General features: G+C 42.5%; 22 protein-coding genes and 3 pseudogenes. 2 read left to right on the top strand and 23 right to left on the bottom strand.

The genetic code is table 11. The features are described 5' to 3' along the window. Positions 1 to 70: 70 nt before the first annotated feature. From BGM23_RS21210 to BGM23_RS22080, 23 genes and pseudogenes are all read right to left on the bottom strand, one after another. A complete protein-coding gene (locus BGM23_RS21210; RefSeq protein WP_044052424.1) occupies positions 71 to 259 on the bottom strand; it encodes a hypothetical protein in 189 nt (62 codons plus the stop codon). Positions 260 to 289: 30 nt separating this feature from the next. Next, entirely contained in the window at positions 290 to 421 is a 132-nt protein-coding gene (locus tag BGM23_RS02010; RefSeq protein WP_015714975.1) for a hypothetical protein, read from the bottom strand. A gap of 17 nt (positions 422 to 438) precedes the next feature. Continuing rightward, complete coding sequence (locus tag BGM23_RS02005) at positions 439 to 891, bottom strand: hypothetical protein (protein WP_015714976.1); 453 nt, start codon at positions 889 to 891, stop codon at positions 439 to 441. Positions 892 to 907: 16 nt separating this feature from the next. Further along, the gene (locus BGM23_RS02000) at positions 908 to 1,204 is read right to left on the bottom strand and encodes a YxiJ family protein (RefSeq protein ID WP_015714977.1); all 297 of its coding nucleotides are present in this window, start codon (positions 1,202 to 1,204) and stop codon (positions 908 to 910) included. A 26-nt stretch (positions 1,205 to 1,230) separates the two neighbouring features. Continuing rightward, complete coding sequence (locus BGM23_RS01995) at positions 1,231 to 1,719, bottom strand: DUF2716 domain-containing protein (protein WP_074794375.1); 489 nt, start codon at positions 1,717 to 1,719, stop codon at positions 1,231 to 1,233. 17 nt (positions 1,720 to 1,736) lie between these two features. Continuing rightward, positions 1,737 to 2,189, bottom strand: a complete 453-nt coding sequence (locus BGM23_RS21205) for a hypothetical protein (protein WP_074794406.1) — start codon at positions 2,187 to 2,189, stop codon at positions 1,737 to 1,739. A 72-nt stretch (positions 2,190 to 2,261) separates the two neighbouring features. Beyond that, positions 2,262 to 2,588: pseudogene (locus tag BGM23_RS21200) on the bottom strand (DNA-binding protein); the annotation flags it as partial. A 119-nt stretch (positions 2,589 to 2,707) separates the two neighbouring features. Continuing rightward, a complete protein-coding gene (locus BGM23_RS01985; RefSeq protein ID WP_015714980.1) occupies positions 2,708 to 3,124 on the bottom strand; it encodes a YxiG family protein in 417 nt (138 codons plus the stop codon). Positions 3,125 to 3,170: 46 nt separating this feature from the next. Beyond that, positions 3,171 to 3,539 carry a hypothetical protein gene (locus BGM23_RS01980; protein ID WP_015714981.1) on the bottom strand — a complete coding sequence of 123 codons (369 nt, stop codon included), beginning with the start codon at positions 3,537 to 3,539 and terminating at the stop codon, positions 3,171 to 3,173. Continuing rightward, on the bottom strand, positions 3,533 to 4,003 hold the full coding sequence (locus tag BGM23_RS01975) for a YxiF family protein (protein WP_015714982.1): 471 nt from the start codon (positions 4,001 to 4,003) through the stop codon (positions 3,533 to 3,535). The genes BGM23_RS01980 and BGM23_RS01975 overlap by 7 nt, the downstream gene beginning before the upstream one ends. A 325-nt stretch (positions 4,004 to 4,328) precedes the next feature. Further along, positions 4,329 to 4,757, bottom strand: a complete 429-nt coding sequence (wapI, locus tag BGM23_RS01970) for an immunity protein WapI (protein ID WP_003227169.1) — start codon at positions 4,755 to 4,757, stop codon at positions 4,329 to 4,331. Positions 4,758 to 4,818: 61 nt separating this feature from the next. Further along, a complete protein-coding gene (wapA, locus tag BGM23_RS01965; protein WP_046664022.1) occupies positions 4,819 to 11,823 on the bottom strand; it encodes a tRNA nuclease WapA in 7,005 nt (2,334 codons plus the stop codon). Positions 11,824 to 11,987: 164 nt separating this feature from the next. Next, positions 11,988 to 12,923: a DMT family transporter gene (locus tag BGM23_RS01960; protein WP_038428163.1), complete on the bottom strand. Its 936-nt coding sequence runs from the start codon at positions 12,921 to 12,923 to the stop codon at positions 11,988 to 11,990. A 151-nt stretch (positions 12,924 to 13,074) separates the two neighbouring features. Then, the gene (locus tag BGM23_RS01955; protein ID WP_046664023.1) at positions 13,075 to 13,521 is read right to left on the bottom strand and encodes a universal stress protein; all 447 of its coding nucleotides are present in this window, start codon (positions 13,519 to 13,521) and stop codon (positions 13,075 to 13,077) included. Between the two features lie 102 nt (positions 13,522 to 13,623). After that, the gene (bglH, locus tag BGM23_RS01950) at positions 13,624 to 15,033 is read right to left on the bottom strand and encodes an aryl-phospho-beta-d-glucosidase (RefSeq protein WP_046664053.1); all 1,410 of its coding nucleotides are present in this window, start codon (positions 15,031 to 15,033) and stop codon (positions 13,624 to 13,626) included. A gap of 22 nt (positions 15,034 to 15,055) precedes the next feature. Next, positions 15,056 to 16,872, bottom strand: a pseudogene (gene bglP, locus BGM23_RS01945) (PTS beta-glucoside transporter subunit IIABC). A gap of 373 nt (positions 16,873 to 17,245) precedes the next feature. Further along, entirely contained in the window at positions 17,246 to 17,557 is a 312-nt protein-coding gene (locus BGM23_RS01940; RefSeq protein WP_046664025.1) for a contact-dependent growth inhibition system immunity protein, read from the bottom strand. A gap of 37 nt (positions 17,558 to 17,594) precedes the next feature. Next, positions 17,595 to 18,038 carry a type II toxin-antitoxin system antitoxin YxxD gene (gene yxxD / locus BGM23_RS01935; protein ID WP_003244256.1) on the bottom strand — a complete coding sequence of 148 codons (444 nt, stop codon included), beginning with the start codon at positions 18,036 to 18,038 and terminating at the stop codon, positions 17,595 to 17,597. Continuing rightward, positions 18,035 to 19,744 (bottom strand): LXG family T7SS effector ribonuclease toxin YxiD, encoded by a 1,710-nt coding sequence (gene yxiD / locus BGM23_RS01930; RefSeq protein WP_046664026.1) that lies wholly within the window; start codon positions 19,742 to 19,744, stop codon positions 18,035 to 18,037. Before yxiD ends, yxxD begins: the two co-directional genes overlap by 4 nt. A gap of 19 nt (positions 19,745 to 19,763) precedes the next feature. Further along, complete coding sequence (locus BGM23_RS01925) at positions 19,764 to 20,033, bottom strand: YwqI/YxiC family protein (RefSeq protein ID WP_003218942.1); 270 nt, start codon at positions 20,031 to 20,033, stop codon at positions 19,764 to 19,766. An 11-nt stretch (positions 20,034 to 20,044) separates the two neighbouring features. After that, positions 20,045 to 20,410, bottom strand: coding sequence for a YwqH-like family protein (locus BGM23_RS01920; RefSeq protein WP_003218945.1), 366 nt, complete (start codon positions 20,408 to 20,410; stop codon positions 20,045 to 20,047). A 304-nt stretch (positions 20,411 to 20,714) separates the two neighbouring features. Continuing rightward, positions 20,715 to 22,124 carry an arabinan endo-1,5-alpha-L-arabinosidase AbnB gene (gene abnB, locus BGM23_RS01915; RefSeq protein WP_032676949.1) on the bottom strand — a complete coding sequence of 470 codons (1,410 nt, stop codon included), beginning with the start codon at positions 22,122 to 22,124 and terminating at the stop codon, positions 20,715 to 20,717. A 132-nt stretch (positions 22,125 to 22,256) separates the two neighbouring features. Continuing rightward, positions 22,257 to 22,352, bottom strand: a pseudogene (locus tag BGM23_RS22080) (hypothetical protein); the annotation flags it as partial. Positions 22,353 to 22,667: 315 nt separating this feature from the next. Between BGM23_RS22080 and hutP the strand changes: the two are divergent. Both hutP and hutH read left to right on the top strand, forming a co-directional pair. Continuing rightward, positions 22,668 to 23,114, top strand: coding sequence for a histidine utilization transcription antiterminator HutP (gene hutP, locus BGM23_RS01905; protein ID WP_003243875.1), 447 nt, complete (start codon positions 22,668 to 22,670; stop codon positions 23,112 to 23,114). Positions 23,115 to 23,226: 112 nt separating this feature from the next. Beyond that, positions 23,227 to 24,744: a histidine ammonia-lyase gene (gene hutH, locus BGM23_RS01900; protein WP_069280907.1), complete on the top strand. Its 1,518-nt coding sequence runs from the start codon at positions 23,227 to 23,229 to the stop codon at positions 24,742 to 24,744. The last annotated feature ends 1 nt before the right edge of the window (position 24,745 follow it).

Here is a 24,745-nt window from a genome sequence, read left to right as displayed (position 1 = left end):
AAATGGCGTTGAAAAATAAAATTGATGTGCCATATTTAAAAAGGGGGGTCTCAAGCAAAAAAGGGGAAAATCAGTGTGACTTCTTGTCACACTTGATCACATCCCAACCTCCGCAATAGAAACTCATCTGATCTTCTTGATCATACACATAATAACGGAGTCTTTCCCATTGATCGTCAGTCGGTTCAATCTCCAACTCAACCGCATCGATGGATTCAAGGTCATCCAGCTTTGATGCACTAATGTCTTCAAACCGCAAATGAATGTCACAGGTTTGAGCTGATCGTTTTCATTCAAACACAGGAATTTGAATATAACGATCATCTTCTTTCATATAGAAAGAAAACTCGTTTAATGTAAATGGACCTGTATCCTCATCAGAAAGATGCTTTTTCAATTTCTCGTATTGTGTGATATTCAAATGAATTCCTCCTATTTTTAGTTACCTCCAACCATATAGATCTCCGCAGCATCGTATTCAAACCATATGATCCGTTCGCCTGAGTCCGTTAGGCATTGGAGCTTCCCTTCTGAAAAATAGCTTTTATCCGGTTGAGGATCAGTGATCAGAAAAACATCATAATTGATGGAAGCTAGCAGAAAGAGAAAATCTGCAATATCCCGGTCTGCTTCATGTACTACGCATTGGAAATGAAATTGCCTTTTCGCCAGCTTCGTCACCTTGTAAGCATAGCCTTTGACAAACTCTGACAGGTCTTCTATAAATGAACCAGTCGTTATCACCTGTATCATGATTCGCTCACAGGTAAGCCCTTGCCAAAAACGATAAAACGACTCTGCATCTTTAAGTTCGCATGACGTAACGATTTGGTCAGGTTTAAGATCAACCATGTCCAAATTGCCGATACTGCTTATAGAGGTTTTTTCCATAAAACCTTCCCCCTTATCAGTTGGATAGCGCAACGCAAATCTCTTGTCTGACTTGCTCATACAAGAGAATGTGATGATACAGTTCGTTATTGTTTTTGATCATTGCCGGTGGTATTTCAGGATACAGCTCAAAAAAGCTTTTCTCCAACGAATGCCGCTGATGCCAGGGCATCCTTTTATTCGCCAGGACATAATCCAAACTGCCGGCAACAAGCATAAAAAACTCATGTATTTCCGCTTCAAAGCCGTACATTTCATCAGGGTACGGCTTTTCTTCAAGCACTTGCTGTCTTTTTTTCAGCTTTTGAAGCACGTTGATCCTCTCCCTCCGCAACAAACTCATTTATCTTGAAACAGGATAGGCGGATTATTATCTATCACCTCCAACAGCTCTTCACCAAACACAGTGATTGTCAATTTCCACGGGTCTCCCAAAAGCCCCCAAGAAAAGTCCTGATAAAAAAAGAAATAATAATCTCCGTTTGGAAATACCGGAACAGGCCATTCGCCAAATTCATCCTGAGGCATTGTCTGATGAGGGCTAAAGATATATCCGACATGCTGCCAGTCTAATGCGTACATCACATCGTGTTTTCCAGTACATGATTGAAATGCTTTTAAAATCGAAGTCTCTAAATCATTCAGCACTCTGACCACATCATCATTACTGGCTTTACCGCTCATCCCGCTAGAAATATCAAACACTCGATATGGATCAGGCGGGATGATGTGATGGCATCTGCTTCCGGGTTTCCATTTTATGATCTTGTTCACTTCTGACCAGATGCGGTCTTGTTTTGTCTGACTTAAAGCGCGCCAATTCATCATAATCTCATCCCTACACCTTATTGGATATCATGCTTATAAACACCAGAAGAGGTCACTGCGTAAACAGCGTTACTTGTCAGTTTCAGCTGTTGAACATCTAGGCCTTCACCGTTCGAATCACAGCATGTTATCTCTTTCATCTCTTGACTCACATCGGCAGAAATTAAATAAAGAAACGACTCAAGCTCTTCACTGTAACAATTGAACGTCCCAACCAAAAAACCTTCTTCGGATATCGCGAGCTGATCAAATGCTTCTGAGTCCGGCTCTTTATCCGACAGAATCCACACTCGTCTCACGACCGTTTCATCAAATGCGGCAATGACTGCGTCTCCGTAATACAGCATATAAATCAAGCCGTTTTTTTCTGCAAGTCCATAACAATCATCTACAGCCGGCGCATCCATTTCTTCGAGCTTTCTATCAATGTGTATTTCCTTCTGCTGACCATCTAACGTAAAACACCACACACTATGGCCGTTGGGATTCTCATCATGATAAATACCTTCATCACATAAACCGACCCAAAGCTGTTGTTTTTCATCCAAAAGACAGCAGGAAACCCCTGAAGGTAAGTGAAAAGCACTTTTCACCCTTCCCTCTTCTGAAAAAACCTTTACCTTCGGCTCATACGATTCGTAATAAACGAAGACATAGCCATCTGCACATTGTTGAAAGAGCAGGATATCACTGTATGAAATCTGCTCTTTCACTTTAAAAACCCGAATATCACCGGAAGGATCATAGATTGAGATGGTCACATCACCTTTCACACCTTTTCCAATGTAGACACGCCCCAGTGGATCAGCATGGAAAAAACAATCTTGGGTGTCCATGTTGATAATTTTATTCATTTTTAATTTTTTCATTTGTTATGCTCCCAGTTTAGAAATGAAGTGATAATTAAGCATTTATTAGCTATTAGTAACGGACAGCCTAGTTTCATTAATCGTTTTGATATAAAGCTACTTTCCAATTCAGTCTTAAATCATTTAGTGTTTAATTGGTATGCATAAAACGATTGATCATCAAAGCGAACTGTTTCAGCTTCTATAGCAATCAGCATTCTGTTCATGTCAATAAGAAAGTTAGCATTTGATTGATACTCCGGAATTATAGAATTTGATAGATTCCCGATTCCTTCTGGATGATAACTCATCTCAAATACTTGCCAATTGTATTCTTCCGGATCTATTTTTTCCAATCTCATGTCGCCAACATCTGCACTATAATAAGCGGATGCCACATTTTGAAATAATATTTTATGGGTATATTCAGCTTCACTTTCAAAAACCTTTATATTAAGTGAGAGCTCTTTTTTAAACACATTAAAATCTAAATAAAGGACACTGCACCCCTCATCAATGTAATCAACCCATTCACTAATTGTTTTGTACATTGTCATCTCCTGCCTCTTTTTTAATCAATAACACCTTACCACCAAACACAAATTACTCCATATATTGTTTGATCCAATCATTCAAATCATCTGTTGAATGTAAATAAGTTTCAGGAGAATCTTTCAAATCAATCCCACTTAGAAGGATTAACATACTCCAGACTCTATCATCTTCTACTTCGGGGTCATCCGCATGAACATAAGTTCCAGCCCAATCCGACACTTCTTCTCTTGTTGTTTGTCCATTTAAGACACTTTTGATTTTATTTATGCATTCTATTAGCTTTGGCTCGCTCAATTTGATCACCACGTATTCAAGTACTAAATGATTTGTTATTAGTATGCAAAGCACCGTACTGATATTTAGATATTGAAGCTTTTTCCGTAAAAGATATGTTCCAAAAGGTTTCCAATCTACCAATAAACAAGCTCACATCCGTATTCCGTGTGCAATATACATAAACCAAACTGGCACTTAGGCTCAACCAAAATAAAACTATGATTGAGAATCCCTTCATCGAACTCAATACACTCCAATAAGCAGTCAAGGTGCTCGAGACATTTTCCAAAAGAACAAACTAACGCACCAATTTCGCTGCTGTATTGATGAAACAGCAGAACGTCCCGGTCATCGTAAGCAACATATGACTGAGATATTTTCCAGATCAGCTGTTTCGCTTCCGTTTTTTCGAGGGCATCAACCTCACGGGTGTTGGCTGGTATTGAATTTGATAAAACCAGCTCAAGCAATTGCCTGCTTTGCGCCAGATCAGCAAAACGATAAGTGAAGCCTCTTTCTGCACAAGGGACTAGTTTTTCTCTGATTTCGCTCATCAATAAACGTCTTTTATTCTCGGCGAGTTTTTCGATCAATCTTTTTTGCATGAGCCGCATTCCCTCCGCTGTCAATTTCTCAAGTTCTTTTAAATTGATTCATCATTCTCTTGTTTTCGTTGTCGTTCATGTTTAGATTTGTTCTAAAAAAGCTTGTATCGCTTATCGATACAAGCTTTATCTTCAACTGCTTAAAACTCACCCAGTGGGCTTTTCACAAAACGCTGGGAACCTTTTTGGCAAATCCTCTTCATCCCAATCAATTCTATATTTTTAGATTCTTTTGTCATACAAATAAGAGAGGATGGTAACATCTCTTATTTAATGTTCCATCAATAAATGCCCCATTTTTATCCAATGCAGAAATTATTTATAATTAAGGAAGTTTAGAAGGATTTTTTGTATTTTCAAGATTTAATTTTAAAGCGGTCACAAAAGACTCTAGCTTTTCTTCATTACAATTAATTTCGAACAAGTTGGAGTTCGACTTACTTTCTTTATAATCATCAAATATAATTTTAATCTTAATTCTGTAATTTCCGTTTTCTTGATCAATACTAAGAAATAAGAATGGTTCAATAGTCTCTAAACTGATACTGTCTTGATTTCCTTTTATCATAGTTTCGATCCCAGATATCAACACCTTATATTCACTTTCTAATAAAACAGCAGAAAAATCGCGAACGACGGCTTTCTTATTTTCCAACAATTCAAATACAGATAAAATAAATGGATCATCGTCCAACTCTTGATACCTTCTCGGTGTTAATTCAAGTTCTATACAATCATCTTTTATTTTGGCCATATTTCCTCCTCATTTAAAGTTTAAGTGAGGGTAGTTGTCATCCCCCCCTCGCTTAACCTTATTAACGCCTTCTCTTAGATTTATTTCCTTTTCCGTGTGTATGGAATACGTGTTTAGAACCCTTAGCTCTTGAACTTCCATAAGCTGTGATTACTTTACCCCTTTTATTTAAAACAACTGTAGCTTTTTTTCCAACATATTTCGTTGCCCCATTAGGTTGTTTTATTACTTTTTTAGGGCTTCGCACAGCATTCAGTTTGGCCCTTAAATTGACTCCACGGCCTCCATTTCTTCCTATAGATTGATTAAGTCCATGTCTTGTATGACCTGTGATTTTAACTGCCTTCTTCGTAAACTTATAGGCGCGACTAGCACCCTTAAATATCTTCCCAGGACCAAAATTAGAAGCAGCTGCCCAAGCAGCACCTTTCCATCCTTTACCTGATTTATATGCCTTATATCCATCATAGGCTGCAAATCCGGCATTTACCACAAGCCATACCCAATGCCCGTCCGGATCAACATTCATCACAGGGTTATTATTTCCATAAGCATACCCATTCTGATCCAATGAGTCTCCGTCGCTACCTGGGTCTGGGTCGAGCGATAGGAACACGCCGTTTCTTGGCTCGTAGTAGCGGGCCATGAGATAGTACAGGCCGGTTTCTTCGTCGTATTGGTAGCCTGCGTAGCGGTAGCGGTTGTCTTTCACTTCGTCGCTTGCTTCGGTTTTTGTTGGATTTCCCCATGCGTCGTACTGATATTTGGCAACCGTTTTTCCAGTGCTGTCTGAGATCGCGATGACATCGCCGTGTGCGTTGTAGTGATAGAAATATTTCTTGCCATTTTCTGTGTAGGAAAACAGCTGGCCGCTGTCTCCGTACGTGTATGATTTTGTGACGTTGTTGTCTGCGTCTGTTTCATACAAGACGTTCAAGCTGTCTCCGTCGTAGAAGTAATTCGTGACTTTTCCGTTGACCGTTTTTTGGATTCTGTTTCCTTTTTCATCATACTTATACGTTGCGAATGGCTTGTCTTCGCCTTTTTTGGTAACGGCGGTCAGGTTGTCTTCTGCATCCCACGTATATGTGAATTTGCCGTCGGATGTGCGGTTGCCGTTTTTATCGTACGAGATGCTTTCTTCATTGACTTTTGTCAGCTGGTTCATGATGTTGAAAGAGGCGTTCACCGTTTTGCTCGAACCGTCTTTTACAGTTGTAACGGTTTTCCGGTTTCCGAATCCATCATATGTGTATTCAATAACAGTACCGTCTTCATGGGTTTCTTTGACAAGCTGATTCAGCTTCCCATACTCATATTGCACCTTGCCGCTTGCTGAGCTGTTTATCGTTGTGCGATTGCCGTTGGCGTCGTATTCATAGCTTTCTGTCAGAATGCTTCCGCCATTTTTGTCGCCGATATGCAGCGAGCTTACAAGGTTTCTTTCGTCATATGAAAAACTTGTTCCACCGCCGTTGCCCGTAATAAAGGTTTGGACGTTTCCATTTTCATCATAATCAAATGAATAGGAAGATGTACTGTCTTCCATCTCAATCATTTGGTCCAGCTTGTTATACGTAAATTGATTCGTTCCTTTTTGATCCCCATGGCTCCACGAGAAGGTTTTCAGCTTATCGGAGTCACTAGGATATGTCCAAGTTTGGCTGCCGCCGCGGTCAGTCAATTCGGTTAAACGGTTTTTATTGTCAAATGTCCGTTTTTTTGTGGTGTTCTGCTCTTTATTGACGACCGACGTTTCATTTCCATTTTTGTCATACGTGAAATTGTACTTTTCTGTACCGTTATACGACTTTGATTTCACCCGGTCTGTTCCATCATAAGAAAGAGACACTTCGTTGCCATTTGGTGAAATGGTTTTGGTCAGGTTGCTGTTGGCATCATATTCGCTTGCTAACACATTGCCCAGAGGATCAGTTGTTTTGACAAGCTTGCCCATCACATCATATTCGTATTTATAGGTTTGATCTGCTCCCGCCCGGATGGTTTTGCTTACCTCATTGCCTTCCTTATCATAGCTGTGAAGGATAGACGTGCCGTTAGAGAGCGTCATGTTTGTCAATTGGTCTGCCTGATCATACGTATAGGTTGTTTTTTCACCTTTTGCATCCGTTTCAGACGTTTTCTTACCAGTTTCATCATAATCAGTTGAAGTGGAGAAACCTAGTTCGTCCTCTTCCTTGGTCACATAGTTGCCATTACTGTCGTACGTGCTTTTTGTCAGAAGGCTTCCTTCAATCAGACGGATATCATCAAACCAGACTGTGCCTGTCGCACTCTTTTGGAACAGAATGCTAACGTCCACTTTATTAATCGGCTTTGTTTTCGGTATAACAACTGCAGCCCGGTTCCATTCCTGTGTTCCAGAAGGGAATTTGGCATTGTATACACCTGTGCTGCCGTCCGCGTAAGTGACATTAGCCTGCAGAGAATAGTCTTTTTCATCTGTAAACTTGACACTGCTTGCTTTCGACATGCCTGTCAGTGTGAGATAAACCGGTTTGTCATTTGCGCTTTGCCCTAAGACAACGGTTTGTTTTGTTACTGATCCGGCTTGGGACGCACTGGTCCGGGCAGCTTTTAACGATACATCATCATTAAAGCCTTCTTCAGAATCAACGGATGTCCCGCTTACATTCCAGTTTTCCGTTGCTGATGTGAAGCTGCTGTTTTGAACTGGGTTATAGCTCGATGATACTTCGCCTTTTTCCAGCTGGACTTCATCAAACCATGCTTTTCCTTTGCCATCTTTATCTTTATGATCGACTTCCATATACACAACAGCTTTTCCTGCATTCGCTGGAGTCGTAAAAGTGATTTGCCGTTTTGTCCAGTCATTTTTTCCGGCTAATGCACTGTATTCATTGTGAATCCATTGAATTCGTTTTTGATCTTTGTCTCGCAAATCAATGTTAAAGTAGGCTCTTGATTTCGCAAGATCTGTTTTGATTTTCCCGCTTAATGTATAGGTTGTATTCGGCTCCAGCTCAACTGTTTGTGTTGCTGACGAATACCCATGATCTGTTCCGGCAGACGTTGATTGGCTCAAGACTTCCAATGCCTTTGATCCGGAAAGAACCCCGCTTTTATCGGTGATAATTGAGATTTTGCCGCTGTCTTTAGAAGCAGTCATATTCCAGCCGGATTTTTGTGCTTCAAAGCTTCCATCTTTCAAAATATTAGTTGAAGCTGATAAATCTTTGCTGGATTGAATCAGATTTCCGTATTTATCATAAACGGCTGCTGACGATGATTTTCCACTCTGATCGGTTTCGGATACAGCATCCAGTCCGTCATAAGCAATATCCGTGACATTGCCCTCGGTATCCTTCATTTTTGTGACATCGTTGTTTTTGTTGTATTCGTATGTCTCAGTTCCATATGCGTCTTTAACAGACGTAACGTTGCCATCTTTGTCATATTGATAGCTTTCCGTTGCTTTTCCGGTGCCGACGTCGTTTGGATCGACATCTTCTACAACATTGTTGCCTTCATACTTTGTATTCGTTGTAATTTTTAACCCTTCCGCATCATCAATGACCTGAATCGGATTTCCCGCTTCATTATAGCCGTACTGTACTTTCCGGCCATTCGGCTGTGTCATGAGAAGCGTCTTTTTATCAGCATCATAGCTATAGACATATGTCTCTTTCTTAGCGTTAATCGCTTTATCGAGACGGTGTCCATTATACTGATATTCGGTAAAGACAGGCTTTGCTTCGGTACTGTTGGCTGAATATTGTTTGACAAGGCGCCCTTCGCCATCATAGTCATAGCTTGTGACAGTCCCGTCTGTATCTGTAACCTTCTTCAGCAAATCATTCTCATATGAGTAGGTGACTTTCTTATTCTTAGGTCCGGTGATGGAAGTCACATGGCCGTTTTCATCATAGGTAAATGCAAGCTTGCGGCCTGATGCATCTGTAATGGCGGTCAGTTGATTTTTGTCATTGTAAGTATAGACAGTTGCATTGTTGTGGCCATCCACTACTTTTTGGAGTTTGCCGCCTTTTTTATTGAAATAAGCATTGGTTTGATCTTTTGTTTTTAATATGAACTGATCAGCTGTTTCTGTTAATTCAAGATATACACCGGTCGGCGGCTGATACGTGCCATCGGCTTTTTTCGTGAATCGATGTGTCGTAGCGTCTTCATCGATATACATTGCCCCGCCATCCGTTGAGATGACAGATGTTTCTGCATCAGCATACCAGCCTTGCCCAAATAAGTGATCAGAGCTGTCAAGACTGTTGTAGGTTCTCGATAAGCCAAGTCCCGGACCGCGTCCGTCAATTGACAAATCTTCTTCATTCACAATGACATTGCCTGTCGCACCATTTAACTGGCCGCTTGGGATATCAATGATAGACCAGTATTCTTCTGTCCCAAGGAATTCTGCGCCTTCATGGAACGTTGGGTTAAAGGGCGCTGTCGGAATCGTTTCACCATTCGCATCATAAGCGACAAGCGTGAAAGAATAATTCTTCTTCCCTTTGTAATTTCCATTTGCATTGTTATAGACAGGTGACGGATCGAGGGCTAATTCCCCGCCTTTTCCATCTGTATGAAGCTTATAGCTTCCGGCTTTGATTTCCTCAGAAGTCGGCCAAATGTTTTTATTTTGGGTTGTCCAATGATCCGCGTCACCCACATCAAAGGACTGATATTCCTTACCGTTGTAAATGTTAACTTTATAGCCTTTCGCATTTTGAACCTTTTCCCATATCAAATTCACATAACCCGTTTGACTCGATTTTGTATTTGTATACAAATAGCCAGTTACATTCTTTGGCCTAGCGATATCAGGAAGTGCCGGGTTAGCAGCCGGGGATGCAATCGCTTCGCCGTCTTTGTTGTATGCGATAATTTTAAACGAGTAATTTCTTTTGGCTCCATCTCCCCCGGCGTTTTTATAGGTTGGTCCGGGATTGATCGGCAGCTCTGCTCCGCTTCCGTCCTTTAGGTGAAGAGCATATTTTCCCGCCTTGATTTCTGCACTTGTCGGCCAGATCTTTTTCCCTTTTGTGGTCCAAGACGTCTGATTTCCGAGATCAAGTGTCTCAAAGCCTTTCCCATTGAACACCTGAACCTTATAGCCGGTTGCACCGGATACAGCTTTCCAAGAAAGGTCGAAGTATCCTGTGGCATTCCCATTATTGTAGCCCTTTGCTGACGGTGCTTGTGCTTTTCCTACATTAGGGATAACGGGCTTTGCCGGTGCGGACATCGCTCCTTCACCTTGGTCAAATATCGCACTGACGCCAATCCAATAGTTTTTGCTTGTGGCATAGCTTCCGCCGGAGTTCTTATAGACCGGGGATGGGTCTAATGCCAATTCAGCTCCATCCTTGCCGTCCAGATGCAGTTTATATCGCTTGGAGGCAATTTCTGCGCTCGTAGGCCAGATTTTTTTCCCTTTTGTGCTCCACGACGTGACGTTGCCTGTAGAGATCGCTTGATATTCTTTACCATTGTAAATCCATACCTTATACCCTTTCGCACCTTCAACCTTTTTCCAACTGATATCAAAATAACCAGTGGAATCACCATTGTGATAGGCTTTAATTGTAGGGGTGTTTCCCTTTGGTATGGTATACGTCACTTCAATATACGGTTTATTGGCGGAGTTCGCTGAAGAAATTAGTTTTTTCCAGTATTCCTTACCGTTTCCGTTTGTATGAAGCTTAAACCCATAGTTGGCCCCGCCGGAGTTCCATGACTTTACAGCAGCGGTCACATCATAACTCGCCCACTGTCCTTTATGGACGTCGGCTTTTCCGATATTTTTAGATGCCGGTTTGGTGTTCCATGTCACTTTTGCATTATCATAATTGCTGTTGACCGTATCCAGCCAAAGACCGGTTGCCTTTGTTCCATAATAGGAATGGGCTACGTATGTTTTTAATGTAGCTTTAGTGACAGTCATATTTTGAATTGGCTTTAGGTTGTTAAATTTCATGAACGCATAGTTTGTGCCTGTTGTTTTGTCATAATAGCCCGTTTTCAGTACATAGGCCTTTAAATTAGCATCCCATTTTTGTGAGGAGGCCGAATAGTTCGTCGTCGGGTAGGCACTCATGACAAACGTATCCGATGAAACAGATAAAGAAGTTGACGGGTCGATAGATACTGGATATACGCGTTCTGGGTCTTTCAGCCAGTTCTCGTCTGCCGTAAGATGAAGCAAATACCCTTCTTCATTCTTTTCTAGCTTATAGCTGACTTTGTCTGACCGTTCAACCTCGCCGGAAAGCTCATCTAGTTTTGAATCCGTCATAAAAGGTTTAGGCACAGAAAAAACAACTTTGCCTTTTTCATCAGAAAAATCAATGGATCCATCCTCTTGTTCTTTAGCCTGCAAATCGGTTTTTAACTGAAATGTAAATGTGTTGTATCCATCATACTGATGAAGGACTAAATCTTCTTTTATGTTTTCATTGAATGTGAAAGTCTGAAGATCAATATTCGGAAAAACATCCGGATACACAATCTCATTACTGTCAGTCTTATAATCTGCTGAGGTATCTTTCGGAGTAAGTGAAGTTTTATTCGGGCCTTTCGCTTCTACAAGTGAATATGTAACCTTATGGTCATTATGCTCAAAAGTCGCATAAAGCCCGTTCTTCATTTGCTTTTGAAAATCTGAATTCAAAATAGCGTTCTCTGTCTGGACTTGTTTGCTTGTCGACTCTTTTAACTCAGGAGAAATGTCTTCCCAGTCGGCATCAGGTGTTTCCTTTGTATGAATAGGATCAAGGTATACTTCCTGTTTATAGACACCGTCACCTTCATAATAGAGTTTTGTATTTTCTGTTCTTTCAGAGGTGATCTCACCCTCTTTGTTTATATCTTTTGGATCAAAAGGTACAGCTTCCTCAGATTGTTCTTTCTGAAGAGTTTCTTCTGGATCATCGGCAGCAATACGATTTCCATTCTCTTCTTCTGTGGTTTTTGCCAGTACATCGGCTGGCACTAATGAAATTATTAAAGCCAACACTAAAAATGCTGCAATGAACCTTTTAAAGTTTCGCCTCTTTCTTTTTTTCATTTTCTCTCTCCTTTTGTAATAAAAGTAATATTTACTCAATAATCTTAACTAGACTGAAATATTATTACAATATTTTTCTAGAAAATTTATCTTATTTTAAGGATTAGCGAGAGTCAATTGACCTAAAACAAAAAAAGGCCGCATAGGCCTTTTTACATTTTCCATTATTGCATTTGTTCAATATCCGTACCCTCAGCTGCCACATTCACCTTCCCCTGCCTCCTGACAAGCGTCAAGGCCATGCCCGCAAAGATCATTACGATGCCAAGCGTTTGATAGAGGTCAGGGCGGAAGCCTGTGAAGACGGTATCGAGCACGATTGCGACAGCGGGGTCGAGAAATACAATAATTGAAATAAATTTCGTTGATAAAAATCGCAAACTGTCAAAAAACAACAAATATACAATACCCGTATGGATGATGCCGGTAGATACCACCATAATCCAGTTTCCCTGAGATAGGTCAGCAAAAGCGCCAAAGTGAATAAACGGAATCAAGATGATAACCCCTAAACCCGTCTGCAAGAAGGTGGTCGTGTAAGGACTGAGATTGTGAATGCCTTTTCCCAATAAAGTGGTGAACGCATAAAACAGTGCGGCGAGAACTGCCCATATGATCCCTGATCCCATCAGCTGTGTCAATGAAGTGCTGCCGTTAATCCCGGAAATCAGCGCAGTTCCCAGAAAGCAGATGATAATGGAGCTGACGGAGATCACATTTAATTTCTCTCTGTAGAAGAAGCTCCCCAGAAGAAGAACAAGCACCGGCGCTAGATGATAAACGGAGATGGCAATTGTAACGGACGTTTCTTCAAAAGACTTAAATAAAAACACCCAGTTGAATACAAGAAAGAAACCGCACGCCAATGTTTGCAGCACGTCTCTCTTGCTCCATTTTTCAGTTTTATACTGGCCGGACGCCAGCCAGCAAAGGCCTAAAAATAGCGTTGCGCAAAGGCAGCGGACAAAGACCAATTCAAATGACGGCAGATTGGTATGCTCTGAGAAAAAGCCGATGGAGCCGAAAATCACCATAGAGATGACCATTTTGATTACGGCTGTTGATTTTTGTTTTGGTGTGATTGAGAGATCTTGCTGCATCAAGCGTATTCTACCTCCAATACTGCATAGCATAAACTGTTTTTTGTGAATTCAGAAATCTACACATAGAATTCCTCTTTTTTACATGTAGATATTATAACACTTCTATTCTAAATAAAAAAAAGCGCCCAAGGGCGCTTTTTTTACAAATCTATCGAACAATCAAAACCGGGCATGTTGATAATTGAGACACTTTATGGCTGACGCTTCCAAGCATCATTTCTTTCAGGCCGCTGATCCCCCGGCTACCAACTACAATCAGGCTGACGCCTTTCTCTTTTGCGTGATTTAGTATCTCATGCGCCGGCTCGCCATTCGTGTAAATGGTTTCAGCTTGAACGCCTTTTTTGGCTGCTTTTTCTTTTGCATTTTCAAGGATTTTCAGGCCCTCTTTTTTAACCTCGTTCCTGATTTCATCAATAAAGTGTTCAGGCACATAGACAATTCCCGTCAGAGAAGAAGTCGTGACGACGGCTTCTCTCCCCACATGAAGAATGCTTAGTTCCGCTTGCTGCTCTTTTGCCAAATGCACTGCGGCATCAAGCGCTTTTGCACTCATGTCTGATCCGTCAATCGCTACTAACATTTTGTTAAACATGCTCTTCCCGCCTTTCGGACTGTGGGTGGTTCATCTTTCTCTTTTATTGTCAGCCTGCATTTCGTTATTGTCAATTGAAGCGCATGAGTTTTCAAAAATTTGTCAGATACTCTCTCCGTTTGTGGCGATGACCTGCTGATACCAGTTGAAGCTTTTTTTCTTGATGCGGTTAAATGTTCCATTTCCTTCATTGTCCCTGTCCACATAAATGAAACCGTAGCGTTTTTTCATTTCCGCAGTAGATGCGCTGACAAGGTCAATTGGCCCCCATGATGTGTATCCGATTAATTCAACGCCGTCCGCAATGGCTTCGCGCGCTTCAATTAAATGATCACGCAGATAGTTGATTCTGTAATCGTCCTGAATCGTGCCGTCCTCTTCAACCTTGTCTACAGCGCCAAGGCCGTTTTCAACAATGAACAGCGGCTTCTGATAACGGTCGTATAAGGTGTTGAGCGTGATGCGTAAGCCTTTCGGATCAATTTGCCAGCCCCATTCTGATGATTTGAGGTAAGGGTTTTTGACTCCGCCCAGCAGGTTGCCCCCTGATTTTGCAAGCTCTTCCGGATCTGTGCTCGCCGCCATCGACATGTAGTAGCTGAATCCAATATAATCCACCGTATGTTCTTTCAAGAGCTCTTCATCGCCTTCAGCCATTTCAATTTCAATATTGTTTTCTGCCAGATAGCGTTTCATATATCCCGGGTATGCGCCTCTTGCCTGAACATCTGAGAAGAAAAGTGTTTTGCGCTCATTCTCCATTGCCGCGAAGACATCCTCCGGCTTAGAAGTCATCGGATAGGTTGTCGTTGCCGCTATCATACAGCCGATTTTCGAATCAGGAATGATGTCGTGACCCGCTTTGACAGCAAGAGCACTGGCCACAAATTGGTGGTGTGCCGCCTGGTACATCGCGTTTAATTTGTTTTCTCCTTCTTCAAAAACAAGACCGCCTCCGGTAAATGGCGCATGGAGCACTACGTTAATTTCATTAAACGTCATCCAATACTTCACTTTGTGTTGATAGCGTTTGAAAACCGTTTTGGCATAGCGTTCATAAAACTCTATGACTTTGCGATTCTTCCAGCCGCCATAATTTTTCACTAAACCGAGCGGCATTTCATAATGAGAGATGGTTACGACAGGCTCAATATGATGCTTTAACAGCTCATCAAACAGATCATCATAAAATCTGAGGCCGTCTTCATTGGGCTCCTCTTCATCGCCATTCGGAAAAATTCTCGTCCACGCAATCGATGTGCGGAACGCCTTAAATCCCATTTCTGCAAATAAGGCGATATCCTCTTTATAACGATGATAAAAGTCAATCCCGTTGTGATACAGATTCAAGGAAGTCATTGATTCATCAAATGGAGACATGATCCCGTTCGGCGATACGTCAGCTGTCGAAAGCCCCTTACCACCCTCGTTATAAGCACCCTCCACTTGGTTGGCAGCAACTGCGCCGCCCCATAAAAATCCTTCTGGAAATCGTTTTGCGTTTGAACTCATATTGATCACCCCATTAGTTTTTTCAAGATAAAGCAAGCAGCGCTTCTTTTGTCTGCACTTTACCGATCTCTTTCACCGGCGAAAATGAATATTGGTCTGTGTTGGTCACGATCACCGGGGTAATGACGTCATATCCCGCGGCTTTGATTTGCTCCAGATCAAAGGACACGAGCGGATCTCCCGGTGCGACCTTGTCGCCTTCTTTGACGTGAGCCGTGAACCATTGTCCCTCCAGCTTCACCGTGTCCAATCCAATGTGTATGAGTATTTCAGCTCCCTGATCACTCGTAATGCCAATTGCGTGTTTTGTTTTAAAAATGGTGGTAACGCTTCCACGAACAGGCGACACAACTTCTCCTTCTTCAGGCTCTATGGCAAATCCTTTTCCCATGATCCCGGCAGAAAACACTCCATCATTGACTTCACTTAATGCTTTCACTTCTCCTTTAATCGGGCTATGAATAATCTCTCTGCTGCCCGGCTGCTGGCTGCCGTCAGAAGGCACATCCTCGAATCCAAGCAAATACGCAGCTGCTGTTCCCGCCGCAAACGCAATCACAAGGCCGATCATCGCGTAAATAAACGTTGGGCCGATAAAGACAGGGATGCTCGGGAGACCTGCATTCCCCCGACGATATAGGAAGCAACACCCGTCATGCCGTAAAACGCGCCACCGGCTGCACCGCCAATCAAAGCGGCCGCAAACGGCTTTTTCAATCGCATATTCACGCCGTACATCGCAGGTTCTGTGATCCCCATCAGCGCCGTGATGCTCGTGGTAAGCGCGAGTGATTTAAATTTTTTGTTTCTGGAGCGAAGGAAGACGGCAAATGATGCGCCTGCCTGCCCCATATTCGCCAAAAACATAGCTGGCAGTAAATAATCGTGGCCGTTTTGAGCGATGTTGTTGATCATAATTGGCACAAAGGCATAATGCATGCCCGTCATAATGATTAAAGAGAATGTTCCCGCCAGCAAAATCATCGCCACAAGCCCTGCATGATCAAACAAATAATTGACCCCAGAAGACAAGTATTCTCCTAAAATAGCACCAAGCGGACCGACTGTAATCAATGTCAGTGGCACGACAATCAATAATGTCAACGTCGGAACCACAATCAATTTGAGAGACGAGTGTGTAAAACGGTCAATCCATTTTTCTACGTACGAAGCAATCCAAATCGCCAGCAAAATTGGGATGACCGTTGACGAATAAGTGGCAGCGGTTACAGGAAGCCCGATAAAGGAAATCGGTTTCCCCGCACCGAGCAGGGCTGTCAAATCCGGATGCAGAATCGCCGCCGCAATGGCTGCCGCTACGTACGGATTGCTTCCGAATTTTCTCGCCGCACTCATCGCTAGCAGGAGCGGCAGGAAGTAGAACGCACCGTCACCGACAGCCGTCAAAATGACATGAACCTGGCTCTTCTCCGCCATCCAGCCAAACGTAACTGCCAGCGCAACAAGCCCTTTGATCATCCCCGCTCCCGCAATCGCAGGCAGAATCGGGGTAAACACACCAGAAATCACATCAAAGACCGCACTCAGCACATTCTTTTTCTGAGAGGATGAACCAGCGCTCTTTTCATCACTGAGATTGCTGTGCCGCACAATCGCCTGATACACCTTCGGCACATCGTTTCCGATAATGATTTGAAACTGCTCGCCGCTGATATTGGTGCCCATCACTCCAGGCAGCTGCTCCAGCTGACTGCGATCCGCCTTCGAATTGTCATGAAGATTAAAACGCAGCCTCGTCATGCAGTGAATCACGCGCTGAACGTTGTCTTCACCGCCTACGAGTTGTAATATGTCCTTCGATAATTTATCATAATCCATGTGTATACCTCCTTTTTATGGGGGGACTGCTGGGAGAAAGGTGGCCGCCTTTCACCAGCTTTTTTTGTATCAAATGCTGCATCACCTCCTAAAAGAGAATAAAAAAAACCTAAATGACACAGATTGCGAGAGTCTCCTCCTGCACCTGCACCATTTAGGTTTTGCCTGCTTTCGCAGTAACAATCCTGACGGGTCGTTTTATTTGTTTGCAGGTATACTTTAGCACTAGATTCGCGTGATGTCAACGCTTTCATTTTTGGTGTTGACTATCGTTTCTAGAACAAAAGTAATCATAAAGATTTGAACTTAGTATTAACTTCAATAAAAAATTATTGTAATTAAAAACCTTGAAAGGATTTTTTTCCAATCAAGGTTATAAATCGTTACCGTTTAAATTTTTTTTTAAAGACTTCTTTATCTGTACTATTACATTCTTTAGCCAATCTATTGGTTCTAAATTAAACGCAGGAAAATACACGCCATCTGCGCAAGATTGAATGTAATCGTTTTTCTTATTATCTGAATGCTCACTTTCAATAAAATCCGTTAAAAAGACAATAGCATTCTCCAAATATTCCTTACTTTCCTCTGTTAATAACTCTTGTATAGCGTCATCAGGAGTTTCAATATCTTGATGGAATGTTCCAGCCAAAAATTGAAAAACAGGGTCCTTCTGTTTATTGATGCTCCTTTAAGGGAGAGGTAACGGGATAATGTTAAAATCATTCATCATCTAATAAATCAAGATAATACTGATCATTCTCTTCTATTTTTCTTAAGAACTCGGTAAGAGAAGTTGCAATTTGAATATCATAATAGTAAATCGGATTTTTATTATTATCATTTAATTCAATTGACATTAATGCCGATTCACTACCTTCAAAAAATATTAATTTATCATTCTCAAACTCATCATATATTTCTATGTCAGGATAAAATTCAAAGTCATTTATCCTCAATCGAAAGTCTCTTACAGAATATGGATCCAAAATGCGATTAGTATTAAACTCTGATCCTTTAATAAACCCATAGCCAACTTCTAAATAAAAATTCACTAATTCACTAGGTAATTTTAAGTTTAAATTTTTTTCAACCTCTTCAATCTCACTTTGATTCACTGGATAAAAATCATTTTCTTTGTTTGATTTTATAAAATTATAACTCATTTTTTTTTGCCTCCTTTAAATAATTCATTTGCTGGTGAGCCTGTACCATGAATCCCAGCTTGATGCTCGTTAGGAAATTTTGCTGGATGCATATTCCACCATTCATGTTCTCCGCCAAAAGTATTTTCAATTATATGGTGAGCATCATACTTATCCCCTTTTTTTCTAATAATTTTACCTGTTTTTTCAGATACAACATTTTCCTTATAAACAGGCCATTTTTGTCCAGTGTTTTCTTCCCATTCTTTTATAACTTTATTTTTTACTTTATCAAATTTAGTCCTGTGTTTTGCAGTCTCTATTGGTGACATTTTTTTATATTCTTTATTTCTTAATGCTTCCTTTAATTTATCTATTTGATTTTTAGGTAATTCTCTACCTGTGCGTTGTTCTATATCTCTAGCATACTTTTTTATTAAATCAGAATTAATTTTATTAGCAGATCCACTTACATCATTCGCAATTTTCCCTTTATCCTTAGCAACGTTTTTAACTTCCGAAGCCTTCTTAGCCTTTTTCCCATCATTAATAAGTTTATTAATATCTATTAACTTTTCTAACTTAGCTATTTTGGCAAATGGTACTGAGTTTATGGAGGCAACAACACGGTCTTTCCCTGTGACTTTTTCGCCTGATACCGGATCTCTGCCCGTGGCTGCCTTAAAAAGATCATACACGCCGGTAAGTTCTACAGCCGTCTCCAAAATTTTCACATATCCATTCTCATCCACTTTAATGTCCGAAAGCGAGACGACAGGTTCAAGCTTCATGTCATTACCAGATATGTATACATTGTAAAGTGTATCATTATAAACGACTTGCTTAACCTCTGCATTTGAGAAATCAGTTTTTATATGTTCTCTATGTTCACTCGTATTATACACTTTACCATTGATAACGATGATATTTTTACTTACCTTTTTAGAATCACCCGTTTTGACAACTGAATCCACTTTAGACTTTTCATTCTCGGCTAATTTCTTCAGCATCATCTCCAGCGGAGAATCATCCGCCTGCTTCATTTGCGGGTTAATCGCGCCGAAGGTTTGGTTGATGTTTTCTTCTTCCTGTGATTTCAGGATAGAGCCGCTTTTGTAGCCTGTGATTTCAATTTTCGGATCGGTGTACATGGTTTCGAGCTGGTCTATATATTTTTTCATCGTTTGAAAATCTGATTTTGCGGTTTCTAGTGCTTGGGTTTGCTGGCCGTCAAATTGAAAGAGCTTATGCAGGGTGTCCGAAATCAGTCGCTCAGCCTGTTCTGTTTCCATTCGGAAAAAGGTATCATTGACTGCCGGCAAGCTGACGATGTGGCCGATGGCTGATGTCTGGCGATTGACTGCGTCAGTGAGCTGCTCTGTCACTTCTCGTGCATGCTTGACCCCGTGTCTTGCATCGTGTGAGAGAAAAGCCTCTGCAATCATGCCGTGGGAGTCAGATTCTACAGAGGAAATCGCATGCTGTGTTTGTTTCAGCACTTTTTTGTATTCGTCGATAAACATGCCAAAGAAAAGGAGAAAAGGCTTGTGACACTCCTCGTAAAAAGTCCGGATGGCATCTCCGCCTTTTCCTTTTAGCGCATCCTTCATGCCTGCCAGGTGCTCAACGCTTTTTTCCAGCTTCTCCAGCTGTTGTTTTTGCTTGTCCAGTTTCTCAATCGTATGCTGAATGCCCTCGTGAAGAGCATGGACATCTAATGTTTTCAATCCCTTGTCCTCCCGCGCTTTATTTCATGGAAGATGATATGTTTTCGTCCGTTTCCTTCATGGCGTTTACCGCGCTTTCCGTTTGTGCGATATGCTTGGCCAGAACAGACGCATATGCTTCAGTGAGCTCTTTGATGTCCTTATTTAATTGCTCGATGGACTTTACAACATTCAAATGGTTTCTGCCTGAGAGATGGCCGGGCAAGGAGGATTTGAGTTCCGCTGAATTCTTAAGCTGAGAGAGCCCTTGCTTCACTGTGCCATAGACCATTTTGATTTCCTGTGCCATTTGTGCTCACCTCACTTTTTATGTTTTTCCTTCTCTATTTCATGCTCTATCCTCGTGATTTGGCGTCTTATAGAATACACATCGCCCTCTAATGAATGGATTTTTCCTTCTATGCTTTCGATGATTCCGCTGACTTGATCGCTTTTGATTTGCTGATATGCTTTGTTCATTCCTTCACGAATATCTTCAAACCGCTGAGCATGTGTTCCTCTCCATGCCTCCCGGTTAAGATGAGGCCGGTGAATGAGATGCTGGGCCTCGGAGAATTCGTGTTTGATTTGCCTGATTTCGTGCAGCACTCGTTTTAACTGATGGATCTGTTCCTGCTTTTCATGTAAGTCGGCTTTTACCGAATGTAACAACATTTCACTATGCATGCCGCAACACCTCGTGTTTCTATCAAACTGTGTCAATTCTTGACAATACAGACTATTTTCATATTACATGATGGGTCATATTGGATAAATAGGTAAAAAGGATTGTCTTGAGGAACTTTATCCCGGTTCTAAATAGCTAAAAATTCAATTTCATAACTTTGTAAGAGGGAGAATCATCATAATGGGGACTTTTCGTTTAGGTCTTGAACCCCGCTATCACTTCTGTTTTTTCTCTCGCTCAACCATTTCTTATAGTCAATAAAACTCATAAAAAAGCGCCTTCTCTAGAAGGCGCTTCTCCATCTTATTTAGATCCCCATACAGCCTCACCGCTGCCATTCAACACACTAAACGTCATCACGTTCTTCTCTCTCACCGAATTCCACTGGCGTAAAAATACGCCATTATACTTCTTGCCAGCTAACGTAAGTTCAGCTGTATTCTTTCCGGTGTTCTGCCATGTTCCGGTCATTTCCCCGGAAATGGTGTGGTTTTTGTTGAGCTGGATGTTGATGGGTTTTTTGATGTCGGCTGAGATGTCTTTTCCGTGCTGAATGAGCTTGTATGTTCCTGTGATGTCTTTTTGTTTTACTTCTTTCAATGTTTCGCCCGCATAACGATAGGGCGCTGCTACCGGCCAGCCGTCTTTGTTCATGAACAATTGGTGGACTCTGACTTCGTGTTCCTCACCCCTGCCCGGGAAGCGGGTGTGGAAGATTAAATAGGAACGCCCGGTTTTCTGGTCATAGTATGCGGAGTTGTGGCCTGGTGAGACGTACCCGGTGCCTTTTTCATTTTCTGTTTCAAAAGTGTAGCTGCCCATGAGTTTGACGCCGTATGGTTCGATGGAACGGTCGTCGAAGAATGTGCCTTCTTTGCCGCGGACGTCGAGCATTGGATTGCCTTCTGCATCATAGTAAGGGCCGTCTGGTTTCTTGGAGCTGGCCACACGGATGTTATAGCCGCCTGTTGCATCGAGACCGCCATATGATAGGTATAAGTAGTAGTATTGGGTGTCTGGATTGTAGAGAACATACGGGCCTTCGATTCTGCTGTGGTTGCCGCCGAGCAGTTTTTTCCCGTATCCCTGCCCAGGAAGCGGGAAGCCCGTTTTCGGATTCATTTCAAGTATGAAAATGCCGCCTGAGTATGATCCGTACACCATCCACAGCTTGCCGTCTTTATCAAAGAAGGTATGCGGGTCGACGACATTCGGGTGTTTGGTTGCGTCATACGGTGTTCCATCGCTGCTTGTGCCTTCCATTCCTGATTTCAAAAAGATGCCTTTGTTTTTGTATGGGCCTTCGATGTTGTCAGCAACGGCAACACCCATGGCGGATCTTGGCGAATCGCCGCGGCAGGCGTTGTAGTACATGTAGTATTTGCCGTCCGCCAGCTGCGTGACGTCAGCCGCCCAAAGAGTATCGGATTGCGCCCATTCGAAGGTTTCTTTTAATTCTTCATAGACATTCGGGATAAGTGGGTTGTCATTGCTTACGCTGGTGGTCAGCTGCTGCCATTGCATGAGGTCATTCGATTTAGCTGAAGCGAGATGAGATCCAAAAACATAAAAAGTGCCGTTTGTTTCAATGATGGAAGGGTCATGGACGCTGACTTCTTTAAATATAGGTTTTTGTGCATAGACGGAGTTTGGGAGGGTGAAGGCCATGATAAGAGCTGCAAGAAAACATACACAGAACAATCGGTTGAACATCTAAACAATTCGCCTCTCTTTTTTATTAAATTTTAAACGCTTACATTTTCTATGAAGAAACACCGGCCCTTTAGGAAGGCCGAATGTTTTCATATTCAAACGGATAGGTGATTTCTCACTTCACTTACATAGTCAGACTGATGTCTGTCTGTTTTGCGCAGAACTTGTTGCTTGCATATCCTCTCCTTCATAGTTCAACTCTTTTGCTGTTTCTCCTTCTTCAATTACTTCTGTTTCTACATTTGCGTACGTAATGAATACCTTGTCCAGCCTTGTGAAGTCGTCGACTTTTCTCCGGTAACTACGCCTCTTTTGGGCACTTTAGCCATCATTGTCAGCAATATGACAGCGGCCGCTTCCACTTCTGTCAGGGTATCGTATGCAATGTGCTGAAAAAACCCATCCTGCTTTCTGCGTCGCGCTATTACAATAGCAATCTAACTTGTTAAAGACTGTAAAAAATCTTTTGACTTCTGCTGCTGAACCAATTAATATAATACTCAGTTAATAGTTATCAGAATTTTTAGGAATTGAGTGATTCATATGACACTGCATAAAGAGCGTCGGATCGGCCGGCTGTCTGTTCTCCTGCTGCTGAATGAGGCGGAAGAAAGTACGCAGGTTGAGGAGCTGGAGCGAGACGGATGGAAGGTCTGTCTTGGCAAGGTAGGATCAATGGACGCGCATAAAGTAGTAGCCGCAATTGAAACCGCTTCCAAAAAGAGCGGTGTCATTCAATCTGAGGGTTATCGGGAGTCACATGCGCTTTATCATGCGACGATGGAGGCTTTGCATGGCGTGACCAGAGGTGAAATGCTGCTAGGATCGCTGCTTCGGACGGTGGGCTTGAGGTTTGCCGTTTTGAGGGGAAATCCTTATGAAAGTGAAGCGGAAGGCGATTGGATTGCTGTCTCGCTTTACGGAACAATCGGGGCGCCGATTAAAGGTCTTGAGCACGAGACATTCGGTGTTGGAATTAATCACATATGAAACAGCCCATAGATCTTAGACGATAGGGGGCTATGCGTGAAAACAGAAGTTCACAGCATAGCTCCTTTTTGTATGGGTGCTTTACCAAAGTAAAGAAAAAGGAGTTGGGCTTATGGTGACTTTAGACGGTTCTTCATTGACAACAGCCGACGTCGCTCGTGTGCTGTTTGATTTTGAGGAGGCAGCGGCTTCTGAGGAAAGTATGGAGCGCGTGAAAAAAAGCAGAGCGGCAGTGGAACGGATTGTACGCGACGAAAAGACAATCTACGGCATCAACACCGGATTTGGCAAATTCAGCGATGTCCTGATTCAGAAAGAAGACTCGGCGGCGCTGCAGCTGAATTTAATCCTTTCTCATGCCTGCGGAGTCGGCGACCCTTTTCCTGAGTGTGTTTCCAGGGCAATGCTGCTTTTGCGCGCCAATGCGCTGTTAAAAGGCTTTTCCGGTGTACGCGCTGAGCTGATCGAACAGTTGCTTGCTTTTTTAAATAAACGCGTCCATCCTGTCATCCCCCAGCAGGGATCACTTGGCGCAAGCGGAGATCTGGCGCCGCTTTCCCACCTGGCGCTTGCGCTGATCGGGCAAGGAGAGGTCTTTTTTGAGGGGGAAAGAATGCCGGCAATGACAGGCTTGAAAAAAGCCGGTATTCAGCCGGTAACGCTGACATCCAAGGAAGGGCTTGCCTTGATTAACGGGACTCAGGCCATGACTGCAATGGGAGTGGTCGCCTACATCGAAGCTGAGAAACTAGCCTATCAAACAGAGCGAATTGCCAGCTTAACGATTGAAGGTTTGCGGGGAATTATCGATGCATTTGACGAGGATATTCACTCAGCACGCGGCTATCAGGAGCAGATCGATGTCGCAGAACGAATTCGCTTTTATCTATCTAACAGCGGCCTGACAACCTCCCAGGGAGAACTGCGGGTTCAGGATGCCTATTCATTGCGCTGTATTCCGCAAGTACACGGTGCGACTTGGCAGACACTAGGCTATGTCAAAGAAAAATTAGAGATTGAAATGAACGCTGCTACAGACAATCCACTCATTTTCAATGACGGTGACAAAGTGATTTCCGGCGGAAACTTTCACGGACAGCCAATCGCCTTTGCCATGGATTTTCTGAAAATCGCAATATCAGAGCTTGCGAATATCGCAGAGCGTAGGATCGAACGACTTGTGAATCCGCAGCTGAATGACCTGCCGCCGTTCCTGAGCCCTCATCCCGGTCTGCAATCCGGTGCAATGATCATGCAGTACGCCGCGGCCTCACTCGTTTCTGAAAATAAAACACTGGCCCATCCTGCAAGTGTGGATTCCATTCCGTCATCCGCCAACCAAGAGGACCATGTCAGCATGGGAACCATCGCCGCTCGGCATGCTTATCAGGTGATCGCAAATACAAGGAGAGTCATTGCGATCGAAGCCATTTGCGCATTGCAGGCTGTTGAATACAGAGGCATAGAACATGCAGCGTCCTATACGAAACAGCTTTTTCAAGAAATGAGAAAAGTCGTGCCGTCCATTCAGCAGGATCGTGTTTTTTCCTATGACATTGAACGCTTGACTGACTGGCTGAAGAAAGAATCTTTAATACCTGATCATCAGAATAAAGAACTAAGGGGATGAA

It is taken from the genome of Bacillus sp. FJAT-14266, assembly GCF_001719225.1.
GTDB classification, from domain to species: Bacteria; Bacillota; Bacilli; order Bacillales; family Bacillaceae; genus Bacillus; species Bacillus subtilis.
Note: the sequence above shows the minus strand (reverse complement) of the source record. Positions and strands in the feature narration are given on the sequence as shown.

Coding starts and splice junctions, on each gene's coding strand:
- BGM23_RS02005 (WP_015714976.1), bottom strand. CDS start 891: ATGGAAAAAACCTCTATAAGCAGTATCGGCAATTTGGACATGGTTGAT.
- BGM23_RS01995 (WP_074794375.1), bottom strand. CDS start 1,719: ATGATGAATTGGCGCGCTTTAAGTCAGACAAAACAAGACCGCATCTGG.
- BGM23_RS01985 (WP_015714980.1), bottom strand. CDS start 3,124: ATGACAATGTACAAAACAATTAGTGAATGGGTTGATTACATTGATGAG.
- BGM23_RS01975 (WP_015714982.1), bottom strand. CDS start 4,003: ATGCAAAAAAGATTGATCGAAAAACTCGCCGAGAATAAAAGACGTTTA.
- wapI (WP_003227169.1), bottom strand. CDS start 4,757: ATGGCCAAAATAAAAGATGATTGTATAGAACTTGAATTAACACCGAGA.
- wapA (WP_046664022.1), bottom strand. CDS start 11,823: ATGAAAAAAAGAAAGAGGCGAAACTTTAAAAGGTTCATTGCAGCATTT.
- BGM23_RS01960 (WP_038428163.1), bottom strand. CDS start 12,923: ATGCAGCAAGATCTCTCAATCACACCAAAACAAAAATCAACAGCCGTA.
- BGM23_RS01955 (WP_046664023.1), bottom strand. CDS start 13,521: ATGTTTAACAAAATGTTAGTAGCGATTGACGGATCAGACATGAGTGCA.
- bglH (WP_046664053.1), bottom strand. CDS start 15,033: ATGAGTTCAAACGCAAAACGATTTCCAGAAGGATTTTTATGGGGCGGC.
- yxxD (WP_003244256.1), bottom strand. CDS start 18,038: ATGAGTTATAATTTTATAAAATCAAACAAAGAAAATGATTTTTATCCA.
- BGM23_RS01925 (WP_003218942.1), bottom strand. CDS start 20,033: ATGGCACAGGAAATCAAAATGGTCTATGGCACAGTGAAGCAAGGGCTC.
- BGM23_RS01920 (WP_003218945.1), bottom strand. CDS start 20,410: ATGCATAGTGAAATGTTGTTACATTCGGTAAAAGCCGACTTACATGAA.
- abnB (WP_032676949.1), bottom strand. CDS start 22,124: ATGTTCAACCGATTGTTCTGTGTATGTTTTCTTGCAGCTCTTATCATG.
- hutP (WP_003243875.1), top strand. CDS start 22,668: ATGACACTGCATAAAGAGCGTCGGATCGGCCGGCTGTCTGTTCTCCTG.
- hutH (WP_069280907.1), top strand. CDS start 23,227: ATGGTGACTTTAGACGGTTCTTCATTGACAACAGCCGACGTCGCTCGT.